We start from the raw sequence: 13,293 nt of genomic DNA, 5'->3' as shown, positions 1-13,293 counted from the left end.
ACGGGTGAGATGATCTTGGTGTGTCTGGTGTGATCACGGCGTCGGAGCCGTCTTGGATAGCCCCGTTCACCGGGCTGAGCCCGCGTCAGTTCGGCAAGCTGATCACAGCGTTGCGGCGCGAGGGCGCCGACCCGGTGCGCAAGGGCCGGCCGTGGAGCCTGCCGCTGGAGGACCGGGTGCTCCTGGTCGCCGCCTACTGGCGGACCAACCTCACGCTGCGCCAACTGGCGCCGCTGTTCGGGGTGTCCAAGTCCGCAGCCGACCGCATCATCGACCACCTCGGACCCGCGCTCGCCCTCCAGCCGCGCACACGGTTCCGCAAGGACACCGTGCTGATCGTGGACGGCACCCTGGTCCCCACCCGCGACCACAGCATCGCCGAGCAGTCGAAGAACTACCGCTACTCCACCAACCACCAGGTCGTCATCGACGCCGACACCCGGCTCGTCGTCGCCGTCGGCCGCCCGTTGCCCGGCAACCGCAACGACTGCAAGGCATGGGAACTGTCCGGCGCGAAGGACGCCGTCGGCAAGACCACCGTCATCGCGGACGGCGGCTACCGCGGCACCGGCCTGGTCATCCCACACCGCCGCGAACGCGGCCAGGCCGAACTCCCCGACTGGAAAGAGGAACACAACGCCTCCCACCGCAAAGTCCGCGCCCGTGTCGAGCACGCCTTCGCCCGCATGAAGACCTGGAAGATCCTGCGTGACTGCCGCCTCAAGGGCGACGGCGTCCACCACGCCATGCTCGGCATTGCCCGCCTGCACAACCTCACCCTTGCCGGGTGACGGAGGAACCGCAGGTCATCCGGCACGTCAAAGATCATTTACGGGACAACGCTTAGGCTGACGCAATATATAACTTCCATGGCGGTGCTGTCTCGAACTTGACCAGCAAGGTTGTCTTTGATCGCAGCCTGCACCGTTAGCCCGTAGTTCGGTGTGCGGCAGTCCCTGAGGTCGGTGGAGCGGCTTCGAGGATCGCGCCAAAGTGGCTGCCGAAAGCCGTGGAACCGACCGCCTCAGCCACGACGTACCCCTTCTCTGGCATCAGGTGGCTGATTGCTGTGTGCGCGGCACGGGCGCCGGCCGGGCTGGAGCGGGACGGAGGCAGGAGCGCAGGCCCGGCCGGGGGCCGGGCCGCGTGCGGGGAGCGGAGCGAGCCGCCTTGAACCAGTAGAGAAAGTTGTAACTCAGTCAGCCGCCCGGGAGCTATGAGGCTTGAAGTCGTACGCGCACGAGGGAAGTTCACTGATTCTGCGGTGTGCCATCGGCAGGAAGAGCGCTGGTCGGACCGTCCATGTGATGCGCGTGCTGACGTGGGTGATGGACACAGTCCAGGGCTCCCGGCGCAAGAGGGCTCGTCTCGTGTCGATGCGGTCGTCGTGGAGTCGCGTCCACGCTTCTGTGGAAGCTGCCGTGTTGAGGGCCGGTGAGATGGTGCGCAGGATCGTCGCCACCCAGTTGTTCGCCTCGACCGCCGAGTAGGCGTCGAAGGATCCGAAGAGCGCCGGCGGATGCTGCCCGCCGAGCTTCTCCGTCCAGCACTCGCACCAGAAGCCCGGGCTGGTCGTCGTCCTCAGCATGGGTGGCCTCCTCGGCGTACGTCCGTGAAGAGCTCCGCGGTGACTGTATGGCCGCCGTCGCTGTCGTGGATCACGACCCGGTGCGCGATCGCGCTGACCATGCCCAGACCCCGGCCATGCTCAGCGTCCTGGTCCTGGTGCTCGACCTTGGGGGCTGTGCCCGTGCCTCCGTCATCCGTGACCGAGACCGCGACCACCTGGGCCGAGACGGCGACGGCCAGGTGGAAGCTGCCGAACTCCAGGCCGCTGGCCGTGTGGAGGATCGCGTTTGCGCTCAGCTCGCTCACGATCAGTTCGGCGTCTTCGGCAAAAGGGGAGCCGCGCAGGATGTCGCGTGTCCAGCGCCGGGCACGGCTGACCTCTTCCGGGAAACCTGGGCAAGACAGTCCCCAGACCCGGGTAGTACTCGTATACTCGTGCATACAAGTTCTTCATGCTGGTAGGCCGCCATGTGCAGCGGGTGCGGACTAGACGAGTTTCACGCCGTCGTGGGCGCGGATGGCCGGCGGGGACGCTGCGTGGAGTGCGTCTATGACGCGGATCGCGTACGCCTCGTCGGCGAGTTCGGAGACTTCTTCACGGGTTACCCAACGCAGGGCGCGCGTCTCGTCGCCGGTGGTCGGCGTGCCGTCGGCTGCCTCGCAGCGGAAGACCAGCGAGACGATCAGGCCCGTCATGTTCTTGTAGACGCCGGTGAGGGTCGCGGGAAGCGCGATCTTGATGCCGGTCTCTTCGAGGACTTCGCGCTGAAGGGCTTCGGGAACGGTCTCCTCGCGTTCGAGGATGCCGCCCGGCGGTTCCCAGTGACCGTTGTCCCGGCGCTGGATCAGGAGGGCCCGGCCCTGGGCGTCGACGACGACCCCGGCCACGCTCACGGAGTGCGGGCGTTCTGTGCTCACGTTCCTCGGCCCTCTCGGATGGCTAGGCTCTCCACCGTAGCAACAAGCACTCGCCCACTCGTCTAGATACCTAAAGGAGTACACACGTGAGCCCTCTTTCTTCGGGCCTGCTCGGTGATCTCGACCCCACGAGTGATCGTGCGGTCTTCCGGCAGATCGCCGACCAGCTGCGTGAGGCCATCGACCGTGGGCGATTCCGGGAGGGCGAGAAGCTGCCCTCGGAAGCGGAGCTCGTCGACCACTACGGGGTCTCCCGGATGACGGTCCGCAACTCCTTCTCCATCCTCCAGGGGGAAGGCCTCGTCCACGCCGAGCACGGCAAGGGCGTCTTTGTCCGGCCCCGTCCTCCCGTGCGGCGTCTCGCCTCGGACCGGTTCGCCCGTCGTCATCGGGAGCAGGGGAAGTCCGCGTTCATCGTCGAAGCCGACGCGGCCGGCAGCCACCCCCAGGTCGACAGCCTTGAGGTGAAGGAGGAGAAGGCCAGCCAGGACATCTCCACGCAGCTCGGGTCCGTGCGGCGGGTCCTCGCACGTCGGCGCCGCTACCTCCTCGACGGGCGTCCGGTCGAGTTCGCCACGTCTTACCTGCCGCTCGACATCGCCCGCGGCACGCAGATCGCCGAACCCAACCCCGGCCCCGGCGGCATCTATGCCCGACTCGAAGAGCTGGGCCACCGCCTCGACCACTTCGAGGAAGAGATCCGCGCTCGGATGCCCTCGCCGGACGAGGTGCGCACGCTACGACTGGCGGCCGGCGTGCCCGTGATCCACCTGATCCGGACCGCCTTCGACACCGAAAAGCGACCCGTCGAGGTCTGCGACACGGTCATGGCGGCGGACGCCTACGTCCTGGCGTACCAGCTCCCGGCGACGTGATCGCGTGACCGGTGTCGGTGGGGTGCTAGGCCTCCGGCGTGAACATGTCGCCGACGTTGCTCCACATGAAGCCCTCGCGCCAGTCCGGCTTGCCGGTCGCCCAGCCGATGAGCGCCTCCCGCACCTTCTCCTGCGAGACGGTCTGCGTCTGGTAGTGCTCGGCAGGGACGCCGTCCCTGTACTCCAGCTGGTAGGTGTTGTTGGCGCGGAACAGGACCTGGATGTACCAGTCTCCCGTGAGGTCCTCTTCCTGCCGCTCAAGCACCATGTGCTCCATGCCGCGTTGCAAGTTGGCGAGCATCGTCCCGATGGCCGGCTTCGAGGGGCGCTTCACCACGAGGCCGTTGGCGTTTGTCGCTATCAGCATGGCGGGATTCTGACGGATGGGTCTGACAGTGGCCGGCACGCTTCTCGAACTCGTACACCCCAACTCGCTTACTCGTATAGACGAGTGGGCAAGCCGTGTGGCAAGGTGATCGTCGTGAGCCCGAGGAATGGGTTCGCAGATCGCATCTCGTATAGACGAGTAGACAGGAACGCAACCTTGCGTCCGTGTTGAGACCTCCGCCGCGACCGTCCTCCTGACGGAAGCCCCTGAGCCGAAGGTCCGCGACCGTCAGACCGGCGAGATCGCCAAAGACGCCGTCAGCGGTGAGGCGCTGATGACCATCGGCGTCGTCTACATCGAGGACGGGGAGTCCTCGCTCATCAAGGTCACCGTCCCGGAAGGCGGTGTCTCCGAGGGGCTGAACCTTGGGGCGCCGGTCTCGCTGCCGGGGCTCATCGCCCGGCCGTGGGAGTCCGTGTTCAACGGGCAGCAGCGTCACGGCATCGCCTACCGCGCCGCCGCCGTCACACCGGCCGCCTTCCCGGCCGCCATGGGGGCCTCGGCCTGATGTCCGACCTGACGACGCTCCTGGAGGTGGGTGGTCCTGTCGCCGCGCTCGGCGGCGGGGCTGCCTACGCCCGGGCCAACCACCCGGGTCTCTACTGGTCGGCGGTCGGTGGTCCGATATCGACAGTCCGCCTCCTCAGCTCGTACGCCTCGGTCATGGAAGCGTGCGGCCTGACCGTCGCCCCCTCCCGGCTGCGGATCCTCGCCGTCAAAGCCACCACCCGCCGTGAGGTCCGGCCGGTGCCTCCCCGTGGGGGCATCATCCGGCCGACCACCACCGGCTTACGGCTCCGGCTCCGCCTCGCTCCGGGGCAGGAACCGGCCGGCGTCGCCGCCTCGGCCGAGCGGCTGCGGCATGTCTGGGGCGTCCACGCCGTGTACGTCTCCACCGTCAAGCCGGGTGTCGTCGAACTGCGGCTCGTCGGCTTCGACGTCCTGCGCAAGGTACGGATGCCCCACAAGGTCGAGGGCGGCTTCCTCAAAGTGCCGGTCGCACTGCGGGAGGACGCCATGCCCTTCGTACGCGACTACCGGACTGTTCCCCACCAACTCACCCTCGGCGCGACGCTGTCGGGCAAGTCCATGTACCTCCGGCACCTGGTCACCGGACTCGCCCGTCAGAACGTCGCTCTCGTCGGCATCGACTGCAAGCGCGGGGTCGAGCTCGCCCCGTTCGCCCCGCGTCTGTCGGCCCTCGCCACCGATCCCGACGAAGCCGCCGAACTGCTGCCCGTCCTGATCAAGGAAATGGAGGACCGATACGACCTGATCAAGGCCAGGCAAGGCATCGCCCCCGATCTCCCTGACGAAGAGATCACCTCCGACATCTGGGGTCTGCCCGAGAGCGAACGGCCCGTGCCCATCGTCCTGTTCGTCGACGAGGTGGCAGAGCTCTTCCTGACCGCCACCCGCAAGGACGAGGAACGGCGCGACGAGATGGTCACCCAGCTCATCCGCCTCGCCCAGCTCGGCCGCGCGGCCGGTATCTACCTGGAGGTGTGCGGGCAGCGCTTCGGCGCTGAGCTGGGCAAGGGCGCGACCATGCTCCGGGCCCAGTTGACCGGCCGCGTCTGCCACCGCGTCAATGACGAAGCCTCCGCGAAGATGGCCCTCGGCGACATCGCGCCGGAAGCGGTGCTGGCCGCCTGCGCCATCGCCCCTGAGCGTCCCGGTCTCGCCGTCGCGGGGGACACCTCCGGCGGCTGGTCGCGTATCCGCACCCCGTACCTCTCCCTCGGCGACGCCGCCGACGTCTGCTGGGAGACGGCTCACCTGGTGCCCGAGCTGCCCGCGCTGAAGCCCTTCCGGCCCGACGTCCCCGTACCGCCTGTCGAGACCTCGGCCCCTGTCGTCCAGCGCGCCCCGTCACGGACTGACACCCCGCTTCCACGGTCGGCGTGACCGCCTCGCGCCACGTCCCTACCCCTCCCATGCCTGAACCCGGAAGGAGCCACCATGCGCGCCCAACTGGCCCGCGTCGACGCGGTGCTCGTACAGGCGCTCATCGCCGCCGCACTGTCGTTCGCCCACATTCACGACGTCGCCGTGGTGGCCGGACAGGACGGCTGGAAGGCCTGGGCCTATCCCGTCTCCGTCGACCTGCTGCTCGTCGCCGCCTGGCGTCGACTGCGCTCCGGCTCCGCAAAGGGGGCGGCCTGGTGCTGGTTCGTCATCGCGCTCGCCGCGTCCCTGGGCGTGAACGTCGCCACGGCCGGCCTGCTCGACCTCGGCAACGTCCCGGCCTGGCTGCGCATCCTCGTCGCGGGCTGGCCCGCCGTCGCCTTCCTCGGCGGAACGCTCCTCGCCCACTCCGGCCCCGAGTTGGCCGACGACGTCGAGCTGATCGAGGACCAGGAGGGCGAGCCCGAAACGGCCCCCGAGCCGCCTACCCCGGCACCACCCGCCATCGAGGCCCCGCCGGACCGCCCGGCCGTCCCGGTCCCGGCTGCCCTCATCGACCACGCCCGCAAGGTCGCCGCCGAGCACCACACCCGGACCGGCATCCCCATGGACGTGACGACCCTGCGCGCCCGGCTCGGCGTCCCGGCGCCCATGGCCGAAGCCATCGCCGCCCACCCCTAAAGGGAGCTCTGATGACCGCCAACCGCCGCTTCCGCAACGTCACCCGCATCGGCCTCGTACAGGTCGGAACCGCCTACGACCACCGCGGCCGCGAGAAGCACACCGCCGCCTGCACCACCCCGCGCTGCAACTTCTCCGCCGACTACGACAGCCGCGCCGCCGCCGAGCTGGCCGCCCGCACCCACCGCTGCCCCGTCCGCTGAAAGGACCCCGTACCCCGTGACCGTCAGCCTGCCGCTCGTCGTCGTCCTCGGCTTCTTCGCCTGGGCGGCGGTCAAGTTCCTCGGCGTCCGCGTCTGGATCGTCGTCCTGATCACCCTCTTCGGCTTCTGGCTCTCGCGCACCTTCCTCGCCCCCGCCATCGAGTCCGGCACGCGGTCCGGCGTGGACGTCGTAAACGGCCTACATGACTAGACGAGTAGATAAGGAGGGTTTCGCCGTGTTCCTGCCCAAGTACCCGGACAACCCCACCCCGCCGCCCGCGCACAGCCACGCACCGACCGACCTGGCCCCTGTCACGGTCCGGCGCTCGCTCCCGTCGGTCTCCATCGATCAGAAGACCGTCGCGGTCGTCCTCGTCGGCGGAGTCGTCCTCACCGCGCTCCTGGCCGCCATCGCCGTCACGGCCATCTCGGTCGCCGTCGCCGCCGTGGTCCTGCGCTCCCTGCTCCGCGACCACCACCGCCGCTGACCTGCGGCCAGACCTCCGGGGCGGCGTGACACAGCCACGTACCCGCCGCCCCGGCGGCCCACCCCTCCCGAAGTGCCCGTCAGAAGGAGAACCGTCATCTTCGCCCGCTCCACCCCGCCCCCTCTCCCGGAACTCAGCAACCTCGCCGCAGGCGGCACCCTGCCCGGTATCCTCCGCCAGCTCTCCGGCCTCGGCGGCTGCACCCACCCGATCCGCCTCGACGGCCACCGCACCGAATACGACGTCGACACCTCCACCGGCGAGATCGGCCGCATCCTCCACCACCTCGACTCGGGCGGCCTCCCGGCCGGCCAACTCCTCGTCCGCTGCAACAACCGCCGCACGACCCGCTGCCCGGCCTGCTCCGAGGTCTACCGCCGCGACACCTTCCAACTGATCACCGCCGGACTACGCGGCGGCAAGGGCACCCCCGAACACGTCGCCACCCACCCCCGCGTCTTCGCCACCTTCACCGCCCCCGGCTTCGGCCCGGTCTACCACCGCCGCACCGACGGCCGCCCCTGCCGCTGCGGCACCCAGCACGGCCAGGAGGACGAGCAACTCGGCACCCCGCTCAACCTGGACACCTACGACTACGAAGCCGCCGTCCTCTGGAACGCTCACGCCGGTCCCCTCTGGCGCCGCTTCTCGACGTACCTGCGCCGGGAGGTCGGCAAGCGCGCTGGCCTGTCACAGCGGGAGCTCCGCGACCATGCACGCGTCTCCTTCGCCAAGGTCGCCGAGTACCAGAAGCGCGGCGCAGTCCACTTCCACGCGGTCATACGCATCGACGGCCCCGGCGGCGGCGAGACTCCGCCTCCGACGTGGGCCACCGCCGAGCTGCTGACCGATGCCATCGGGGCTGCCGCGTCCAAGGTCCGTGTCGACGGCCCGACCATCGACGGCCGCGCCCACGAGTTCGCCTTCGGCCGCCAACTCGACGTCCGCACCATCCGATCCGCCGACTTCAACGACGGCCAGGAGCTCACCGAACGCGCCGTCGCCGCCTACATCGCCAAGTACGCCACCAAGGGCGCGGAGACCGCAACGGGAGCTCTCGACCGACCGCTCAAGTTCGTCGCCGAACTCGCCCAGCTCGACATCAGCGAGCACGCCCGCCGCCTGATCCGAACCGCCTGGGCCCTCGGCGCACGCAAGGACCTGGAAGACCTCCGCCTGCGGGCCTGGGCCCACATGCTCGGCTTCCGCGGCCACTTCTCCACCAAGTCCCGCCGCTACTCCACCACCCTCGGCGCACTCCGCGACGCCCGCGCCGAGTGGCGACGCGCACAAGCCGCAGCCAACGCCCCCGACACGGGACCCGAGACGACCTACGTCCTCGCGCACTGGGTCTTCGCCGGTACCGGCCTCTCCGACGCCGAAGCCTGGCTCGCCGCATCCCTCGAACCCGCCCCCGGAACGGAAGGAGAACCCACCCGTGGCTGACCGCTATCTCACCGTGGCGCAGGTCGCCGAACTCCTCGGCACCACGGAGCGCTTCCCGCGTCGCCTGATCGCCGAGCGGCGCATCACGTTCGTCAAGGTCGGCCGTCACGTCCGCATCCCGGAGCGTGAGCTGAGTGCCTTCATCGACGCCCACACGGTGCAGCCGATCGGCCACCGGCGAGGCTCGCTGCGGAGGGCTGCCTGATGGCCAACAAGAAGGGGCAGCGCAGAAGCTTCGGGTCGGTCCGACAGCTCAAGTCCGGTCGCTGGCAAGTCCGCTACCGCGATCCCGAGACGGGGCTACTTCGCCCGGCCGAGAAGACTTATCCCACCAAGAGCGACGCCCAAGTCGCCCTCGCCCAGATCGAGGCCGACATCACGCGCGGCCAGTGATCGGACCCGGACGCCGCCTCGGTGAACTTCGCGGAGTACGCCACGGCATGGCTGCGGGACCGGAATCTTGCCGACCGCACCCGTGAGCGGTCTGAGTCCGTCATGCGGCTGCACATCCTTCCCACCTTCGGTGCCGGGACCATGGCTGACGTGACGACGGCTCGTGTGCGGAGCTGGCGGGGAAAGCTCCTCGCGGCCGGCGTCGGTGAGCCGACGGTGGTCAAGGCGTACCAACTGCTGCGGGCTCTGATGAACACGGCCGTGGACGACGAACTGATCCGGCGCAACCCGTGCCGCATCAAGGGCGCCGATCGCTATGACGTGCCCGAGCGGCCGGTCCTGTCGGTCGCCGAGGTCTTCGCCGTCGCCATTGCGCCGCGCTACCGGCTGCTCGTCCCCTTGGCCGCGTTCACCACTCTGCGCTTCGGTGAACTTGCCGCCCTCCGTCGCCGGGACATCGACTTGGAGGGACTGACCGTCAGTGTCCATCGTTCTCAGGCCGAGTTGCAGGACGGCCGTCTCTTCGACAAAGCGCCGAAGTCCGCTGCTGGGGTACGTGCCATCTCGTTCCCCGCCGAGCTGCTCGACGACGTGACGCGCCACCTGGAACAGTTCGCCGCCCCCGGCCGCGACGGGCATGTCTTCGTCGGTCCCCAGGGCGGTCAGCTCCGGCGGAGCAACTTCCGCGACGACTGGGTGTCGGCCAGGAAGGCCGCGGGAGTCACGTCGGAACTTCACTTTCACGATCTCCGCCACACCGGCAACACCCTGGCCTCGACCGCCGGCGCCAGCACTCGTGAGCTGATGACCCGCATGGGCCACAGCAGCTCGCGCGCCGCCCTGATCTATCAGCGCATGACCAGCGACCGTGACCGGGCCATCGCGGATCGTCTCGGGGCCATGATCCGCCGGGATGGGCAACTGGGCGGCCAATAGCTTCAGGGGGTCCGCATCACGGCCAGGAACACGACCACCACCATGTACATCGGGATGGCCAACGCCACGGCCAACCCGGCAAGGCAGCCCCATATGGTCAGTCGCCAACTGGTTCTCGCGTAGTCATCGCTCTTCGACATGTCCATATCCAACAGTGAGGGACACCGACCCTCTACCCAGGGGATGTGGCATCTGTGTGGCATGAGTGGCACGCGTGTGGCACGACCCCGAACAAGACGAAGGGCCAGCCTGGGAGGAAACCCTCCTGAGCTGGCCCTTTTTCTGTGCCCCCGGCAGGATTCGAACCTGCGACACCCGCTTTAGGAGTCCGTTACGGGAACTCCCCTGGTCAGCGTAGATAGATCGACGTCCTTCTGACCTGCGCGTTTGAGGTCTCGGACTATCCCATGCTGTCCCGGACTATCCCGTGCCCATGTGTACGGCATGTGTACGGGAGCTTCCTCAACCTCATAGTTACTTTCCTTCGAGGGGTATTCATTATGGATACTTGAGTGCTAGTGTCGGTGACAGCTCAGCAGAACGCAGAGCGGCCCCAACCCGGTGCGCTAACACCGTGAAGGGGCCTGACGGATCACCTGACTCACCAGGAGACCGCTATGGCACAGTCTGCCATCAGCCAGCACACCGCCGCTCTGTCCGGCAGCCTCCCCGCGATCCCGCAGCAGCCGGCCGCTGGCCGCGCCTACCCGCTGCCGACGCCCCGACCGGGTTCCCGCTTCGTACCGGCCGCGCTGGGCAAGCCGGCCGACGGGCAGGTCATCGTCTACGTCGAGTGCCCGCTGTGGTGCACGCAGGACCACATCAAGGACTGGGTGCAGCACGCCGAGGACATCGACCACTGGGGCGACGACTCCGCCAACTGGGACAGCGACTGCATCACCCGGCCCGGTGAGCGCATGCTCGCGCTGGACGCCCGCCTGCACTCGGACCCGGTGGCCGCCGACCCGCGACTGCGGGCCGCGCACGTCCTGATGGACGACGAGACGACGCAGGTGTTCCTCACCCCGGAGATGGCCGACAAGACGGCCGACGACCTCATCGCGATGGCCGCGCAGCTGCGGCACCTCGCGCAGCGTGCCCGCCAGGCCAACGTGTCGACGGGTGGTGCGCTCTGATGCCGCGCCGTAACCGCAACGTGCCCGCCGACCGCCGGCCGGGCCTGCTGGACGCTCTCACCGCGCAGACGGTGCGCCGCCTCAACCGCCAGGCCCGTCGTAAGGGGCGTGCCGCATGAGCGACGACAACGAGGAGCAGAGGGCGCGCCGCTTCGTCGAGCGCCACTTCCCGGAGGTGACCGCCTTCCTGGCCGCCGAGCGCGGCGAGGAGTCGGCCACGGCGCAGTTGCCCGCCTACGGGCCGTCGGAGGTGTTCGAGGACGAGGGGATCACCGCGCACGTGGTCGTGCGCGTGGCGATCGCCATGTCCCGCGAGCAGCTCGTCACGGCCCTGACGATCGGCGTCACGAACCTGGGGACCGTCGACCCGGCGCAGCTGTCGGTCGAGGAGGTGCGCCAGGAGGTCGAGGCGTACTTCGCGACCTGCGGGATCGTCGAGATCGACACGCTGATCTCCGAAGGCTGGCCGACCTCGTTCGCGCCGGCCGCCCGCCAGCGCATGCAGGACATCGAGGCCGCCATCGAGCGCGCCTACCCGGAGGTGGCCCGGTGACCCGGACCATCACGCTCGACACGATCGACCACGGGGCCGTCGAGCTCCCCGAGCCGTCCTGGTGCATCGGCCACGGTGCCGAGCTGGGCGGGCTGACGTTCCGCGACGACATCACGCACAACAGCGTGCGGGTGAAGGCCGGCGCGGACACCGACCGGCACGGCTGGCTTCCGATGATGGCGGCCCGTATCTCGTGGGCGCCGTTCCGTGAGCTCGTGCCGATCGTCTCCGTCGTCCTGGACGTCGAGCATGACTTCGCCGCCGAGGACGTGCCGCACGTCATCCAGGGCCTCGCCGACTGCATCAAGCGCCTGGACCAGGTCGCCACCGAGGCGATCCGCCTGCGGGGTGAGATCACGTGAGTTCCCGCTGGCCGATCCGCCGGCCGACCGAGCATGCCGCCTTGCGTGCGGTGTGCCGGTCGGCCCGGCCCCTCCCTTCCGTCCCCGCCCTGATGGCCGCGCTGCTGGACGCGAGCGAGCGCCGTGACCGTGAGGGCATCTGCTTGGCCGCGCACCGTGTCGTGCGCGCCGCCGCCCCGAAGGAGGTGGGCGAGTGATGGCCCGCTGCGAACTGACCAACTCGGACCGGATCGGCATCAAGTACGGCCGCGAGGCGCTGGTCGTCTCGCGCGAGACGGACATGGCCGACTCGATGGCGATGGCCCGCGCGATGGGCCGCATGGAAGCAGCTCTGGAAGACCTGCTGGACATGCTCGACCCGGAGGGGGAGCGGTGAACCTGAACCCGACTCGTGCCCTGGCCATCGCTGCCGGGCTGGTCATCATCGCGCTGACGGCCGCCGCGTTCTGGCTGTCGTATGCGCATCTCGCCGAGGTCGCCCTGGCGCACGGGATGCGCGGCAAGGAGGTCCGGGCGTGGGCGTGGCCGGCCTGCCTGGATCTGTTCATCATGGCGGGCGAGCTGATGTGGCTGCGGGCTGCGATGCTGCACCGCGTCGACTGGTGGGCGATCTGCCTGACGGCCGCCGGTTCGGGCGGTTCGATCGCCCTGAACGTGGCCGGCGTCGGCGGGCAGGCCGAGCTCCTCGACTACGTGGTGGCCGCGGTGCCGCCGACGGCCGCCCTGCTCGCCTTCGGCGCGCTCATGCGGCAGGTCCACCAGGCCCTCACCGGGCACGCCGAGGTGACCGCTAACCGTTGCGAGCTCGCCACGGTTGCCGAGCTCGCCCCGGTGGTCAGTGAGCCGGTCATCGAGGTGCCCGCGAGGTCGCCGCTGTGGCACGACTGGACGCCCGGCGAGGTGACCGCCGCGGTACCTGCTGAGCAGCACCGCCAGGTGGTCACCGAGGTCGTCACGCTCACGCCGTCCGAGCTGCGCAGGAAGGCGCGCAGCCTGCACCGGCAGGCGGTCACCTCAACGTCGAGGCCGGTGACCATCAAGACGCTTCAGGACGAGCTCGGGCTGTCGCGCCGCGATGCGACCGACCTGCGCCGCGAAGTGGTGGGGGAGCGGTCATGAGCGACGCCATCGACAAGGCAGCCCGCGACGCCGTCGAGGCCGCAGACAACACGGAGATGGTCAAGCAGATCGTCGCCGTCCTCGCCGCGCAGCAGGTGGTCACCCCGCAGCCGCAGACCCCGGTTGCTCGGCAGGCAACACAGAGGCCCGTCGGCCTGTACGTCGCGGCCGGCATCGGCGGGGCGGTCGCTCTGTCTTTCCTCGCTATGGCCGCCGCGGTCCTCGCGGTCGCCGTCGCGGTCGGCGCCGTCTGCGCGACGGTCTGCCTGCTCGTCCTCAAGTCCATGCTCGCCGACTACCAGAAAGGCCGCTGACAGC

Annotated in this window: 21 protein-coding genes and 1 pseudogene; 18 read left to right on the top strand and 4 right to left on the bottom strand. The window is 69.3% G+C overall.

From position 1 onward, the window contains the following. The first annotated feature begins 20 nt into the window (after positions 1 to 20). Entirely contained in the window at positions 21 to 791 is a 771-nt protein-coding gene (locus tag ACFWBD_RS05600; protein WP_385663066.1) for a transposase, read from the top strand. 404 nt (positions 792 to 1,195) lie between these two features. Here the strand turns inward: ACFWBD_RS05600 and ACFWBD_RS05595 are convergent, their stop codons facing one another. Genes ACFWBD_RS05595 through ACFWBD_RS05585 form a run of 3 tightly spaced genes read right to left on the bottom strand, consistent with a single transcriptional unit; the run spans position 1,196 to position 2,463 of the window. Beyond that, a complete protein-coding gene (locus ACFWBD_RS05595) occupies positions 1,196 to 1,588 on the bottom strand; it encodes a hypothetical protein (protein WP_385663063.1) in 393 nt (130 codons plus the stop codon). After that, positions 1,582 to 2,010: an ATP-binding protein gene (locus ACFWBD_RS05590; protein WP_385663060.1), complete on the bottom strand. Its 429-nt coding sequence runs from the start codon at positions 2,008 to 2,010 to the stop codon at positions 1,582 to 1,584. Before ACFWBD_RS05590 ends, ACFWBD_RS05595 begins: the two co-directional genes overlap by 7 nt. A 45-nt stretch (positions 2,011 to 2,055) precedes the next feature. After that, positions 2,056 to 2,463, bottom strand: coding sequence for an NUDIX hydrolase (locus ACFWBD_RS05585; protein WP_385663585.1), 408 nt, complete (start codon positions 2,461 to 2,463; stop codon positions 2,056 to 2,058). A gap of 110 nt (positions 2,464 to 2,573) precedes the next feature. Between ACFWBD_RS05585 and ACFWBD_RS05580 the strand changes: the two genes are divergently transcribed. Continuing rightward, on the top strand, positions 2,574 to 3,362 hold the full coding sequence (locus ACFWBD_RS05580) for a GntR family transcriptional regulator (RefSeq protein ID WP_385663057.1): 789 nt from the start codon (positions 2,574 to 2,576) through the stop codon (positions 3,360 to 3,362). A gap of 25 nt (positions 3,363 to 3,387) precedes the next feature. Here ACFWBD_RS05580 and ACFWBD_RS05575 read toward each other — a convergent pair whose 3' ends face one another. After that, positions 3,388 to 3,729, bottom strand: coding sequence for a hypothetical protein (locus ACFWBD_RS05575; RefSeq protein ID WP_385663054.1), 342 nt, complete (start codon positions 3,727 to 3,729; stop codon positions 3,388 to 3,390). 214 nt (positions 3,730 to 3,943) lie between these two features. Between ACFWBD_RS05575 and ACFWBD_RS05570 the strand changes: the two genes are divergently transcribed. The 16 genes and pseudogenes from ACFWBD_RS05570 (at position 3,944) to ACFWBD_RS05495 (ending at position 13,289) form a co-directional block, all read left to right on the top strand. Continuing rightward, a complete protein-coding gene (locus ACFWBD_RS05570) occupies positions 3,944 to 4,258 on the top strand; it encodes a hypothetical protein (protein WP_385663583.1) in 315 nt (104 codons plus the stop codon). After that, entirely contained in the window at positions 4,258 to 5,658 is a 1,401-nt protein-coding gene (locus ACFWBD_RS05565; protein ID WP_385663051.1) for an FtsK/SpoIIIE domain-containing protein, read from the top strand. The genes ACFWBD_RS05570 and ACFWBD_RS05565 overlap by 1 nt, the downstream gene beginning before the upstream one ends. A 54-nt stretch (positions 5,659 to 5,712) precedes the next feature. After that, complete coding sequence (locus ACFWBD_RS05560; protein WP_385663048.1) at positions 5,713 to 6,339, top strand: DUF2637 domain-containing protein; 627 nt, start codon at positions 5,713 to 5,715, stop codon at positions 6,337 to 6,339. Positions 6,340 to 6,350: 11 nt separating this feature from the next. Next, the gene (locus ACFWBD_RS05555; RefSeq protein WP_385663045.1) at positions 6,351 to 6,542 is read left to right on the top strand and encodes a mobile element transfer protein; all 192 of its coding nucleotides are present in this window, start codon (positions 6,351 to 6,353) and stop codon (positions 6,540 to 6,542) included. Between the two features lie 16 nt (positions 6,543 to 6,558). After that, positions 6,559 to 6,753: a hypothetical protein gene (locus tag ACFWBD_RS05550; RefSeq protein WP_385663042.1), complete on the top strand. Its 195-nt coding sequence runs from the start codon at positions 6,559 to 6,561 to the stop codon at positions 6,751 to 6,753. Positions 6,754 to 6,778: 25 nt separating this feature from the next. Continuing rightward, the gene (locus ACFWBD_RS05545; RefSeq protein ID WP_385663040.1) at positions 6,779 to 7,030 is read left to right on the top strand and encodes a SpdD protein; all 252 of its coding nucleotides are present in this window, start codon (positions 6,779 to 6,781) and stop codon (positions 7,028 to 7,030) included. 159 nt (positions 7,031 to 7,189) lie between these two features. Next, positions 7,190 to 8,476 carry a replication initiator gene (locus tag ACFWBD_RS05540; RefSeq protein ID WP_385663580.1) on the top strand — a complete coding sequence of 429 codons (1,287 nt, stop codon included), beginning with the start codon at positions 7,190 to 7,192 and terminating at the stop codon, positions 8,474 to 8,476. Then, the gene (locus ACFWBD_RS05535; RefSeq protein WP_385663037.1) at positions 8,469 to 8,681 is read left to right on the top strand and encodes an excisionase family DNA-binding protein; all 213 of its coding nucleotides are present in this window, start codon (positions 8,469 to 8,471) and stop codon (positions 8,679 to 8,681) included. The genes ACFWBD_RS05540 and ACFWBD_RS05535 overlap by 8 nt, the downstream gene beginning before the upstream one ends. Beyond that, a pseudogene (locus tag ACFWBD_RS05530) lies at positions 8,681 to 9,805 on the top strand (tyrosine-type recombinase/integrase). The gene ACFWBD_RS05535 and the pseudogene ACFWBD_RS05530 overlap by 1 nt, the downstream one beginning before the upstream one ends. A 617-nt stretch (positions 9,806 to 10,422) precedes the next feature. Continuing rightward, complete coding sequence (locus ACFWBD_RS05525; protein ID WP_385663034.1) at positions 10,423 to 10,941, top strand: DUF6907 domain-containing protein; 519 nt, start codon at positions 10,423 to 10,425, stop codon at positions 10,939 to 10,941. Positions 10,942 to 11,056: 115 nt separating this feature from the next. Beyond that, positions 11,057 to 11,494: a hypothetical protein gene (locus ACFWBD_RS05520; RefSeq protein ID WP_385663032.1), complete on the top strand. Its 438-nt coding sequence runs from the start codon at positions 11,057 to 11,059 to the stop codon at positions 11,492 to 11,494. Then, the gene (locus tag ACFWBD_RS05515; protein ID WP_385663030.1) at positions 11,491 to 11,856 is read left to right on the top strand and encodes a DUF6907 domain-containing protein; all 366 of its coding nucleotides are present in this window, start codon (positions 11,491 to 11,493) and stop codon (positions 11,854 to 11,856) included. Before ACFWBD_RS05520 ends, ACFWBD_RS05515 begins: the two co-directional genes overlap by 4 nt. Next, positions 11,853 to 12,053: a hypothetical protein gene (locus tag ACFWBD_RS05510; RefSeq protein WP_385663027.1), complete on the top strand. Its 201-nt coding sequence runs from the start codon at positions 11,853 to 11,855 to the stop codon at positions 12,051 to 12,053. Before ACFWBD_RS05515 ends, ACFWBD_RS05510 begins: the two co-directional genes overlap by 4 nt. After that, positions 12,053 to 12,232 carry a hypothetical protein gene (locus tag ACFWBD_RS05505; RefSeq protein ID WP_385663025.1) on the top strand — a complete coding sequence of 60 codons (180 nt, stop codon included), beginning with the start codon at positions 12,053 to 12,055 and terminating at the stop codon, positions 12,230 to 12,232. Before ACFWBD_RS05510 ends, ACFWBD_RS05505 begins: the two co-directional genes overlap by 1 nt. Next, positions 12,229 to 12,975 carry a DUF2637 domain-containing protein gene (locus ACFWBD_RS05500; protein WP_385663022.1) on the top strand — a complete coding sequence of 249 codons (747 nt, stop codon included), beginning with the start codon at positions 12,229 to 12,231 and terminating at the stop codon, positions 12,973 to 12,975. Before ACFWBD_RS05505 ends, ACFWBD_RS05500 begins: the two co-directional genes overlap by 4 nt. Next, positions 12,972 to 13,289, top strand: coding sequence for a hypothetical protein (locus ACFWBD_RS05495; RefSeq protein ID WP_385663019.1), 318 nt, complete (start codon positions 12,972 to 12,974; stop codon positions 13,287 to 13,289). Before ACFWBD_RS05500 ends, ACFWBD_RS05495 begins: the two co-directional genes overlap by 4 nt. Positions 13,290 to 13,293: the final 4 nt, after the last annotated feature.

It is taken from the genome of Streptomyces sp. NPDC060002, assembly GCF_042737245.1.
Taxonomy (GTDB): Bacteria; Actinomycetota; Actinomycetes; order Streptomycetales; family Streptomycetaceae; genus Streptomyces.
Note: the sequence above shows the minus strand (reverse complement) of the source record. Positions and strands in the feature narration are given on the sequence as shown.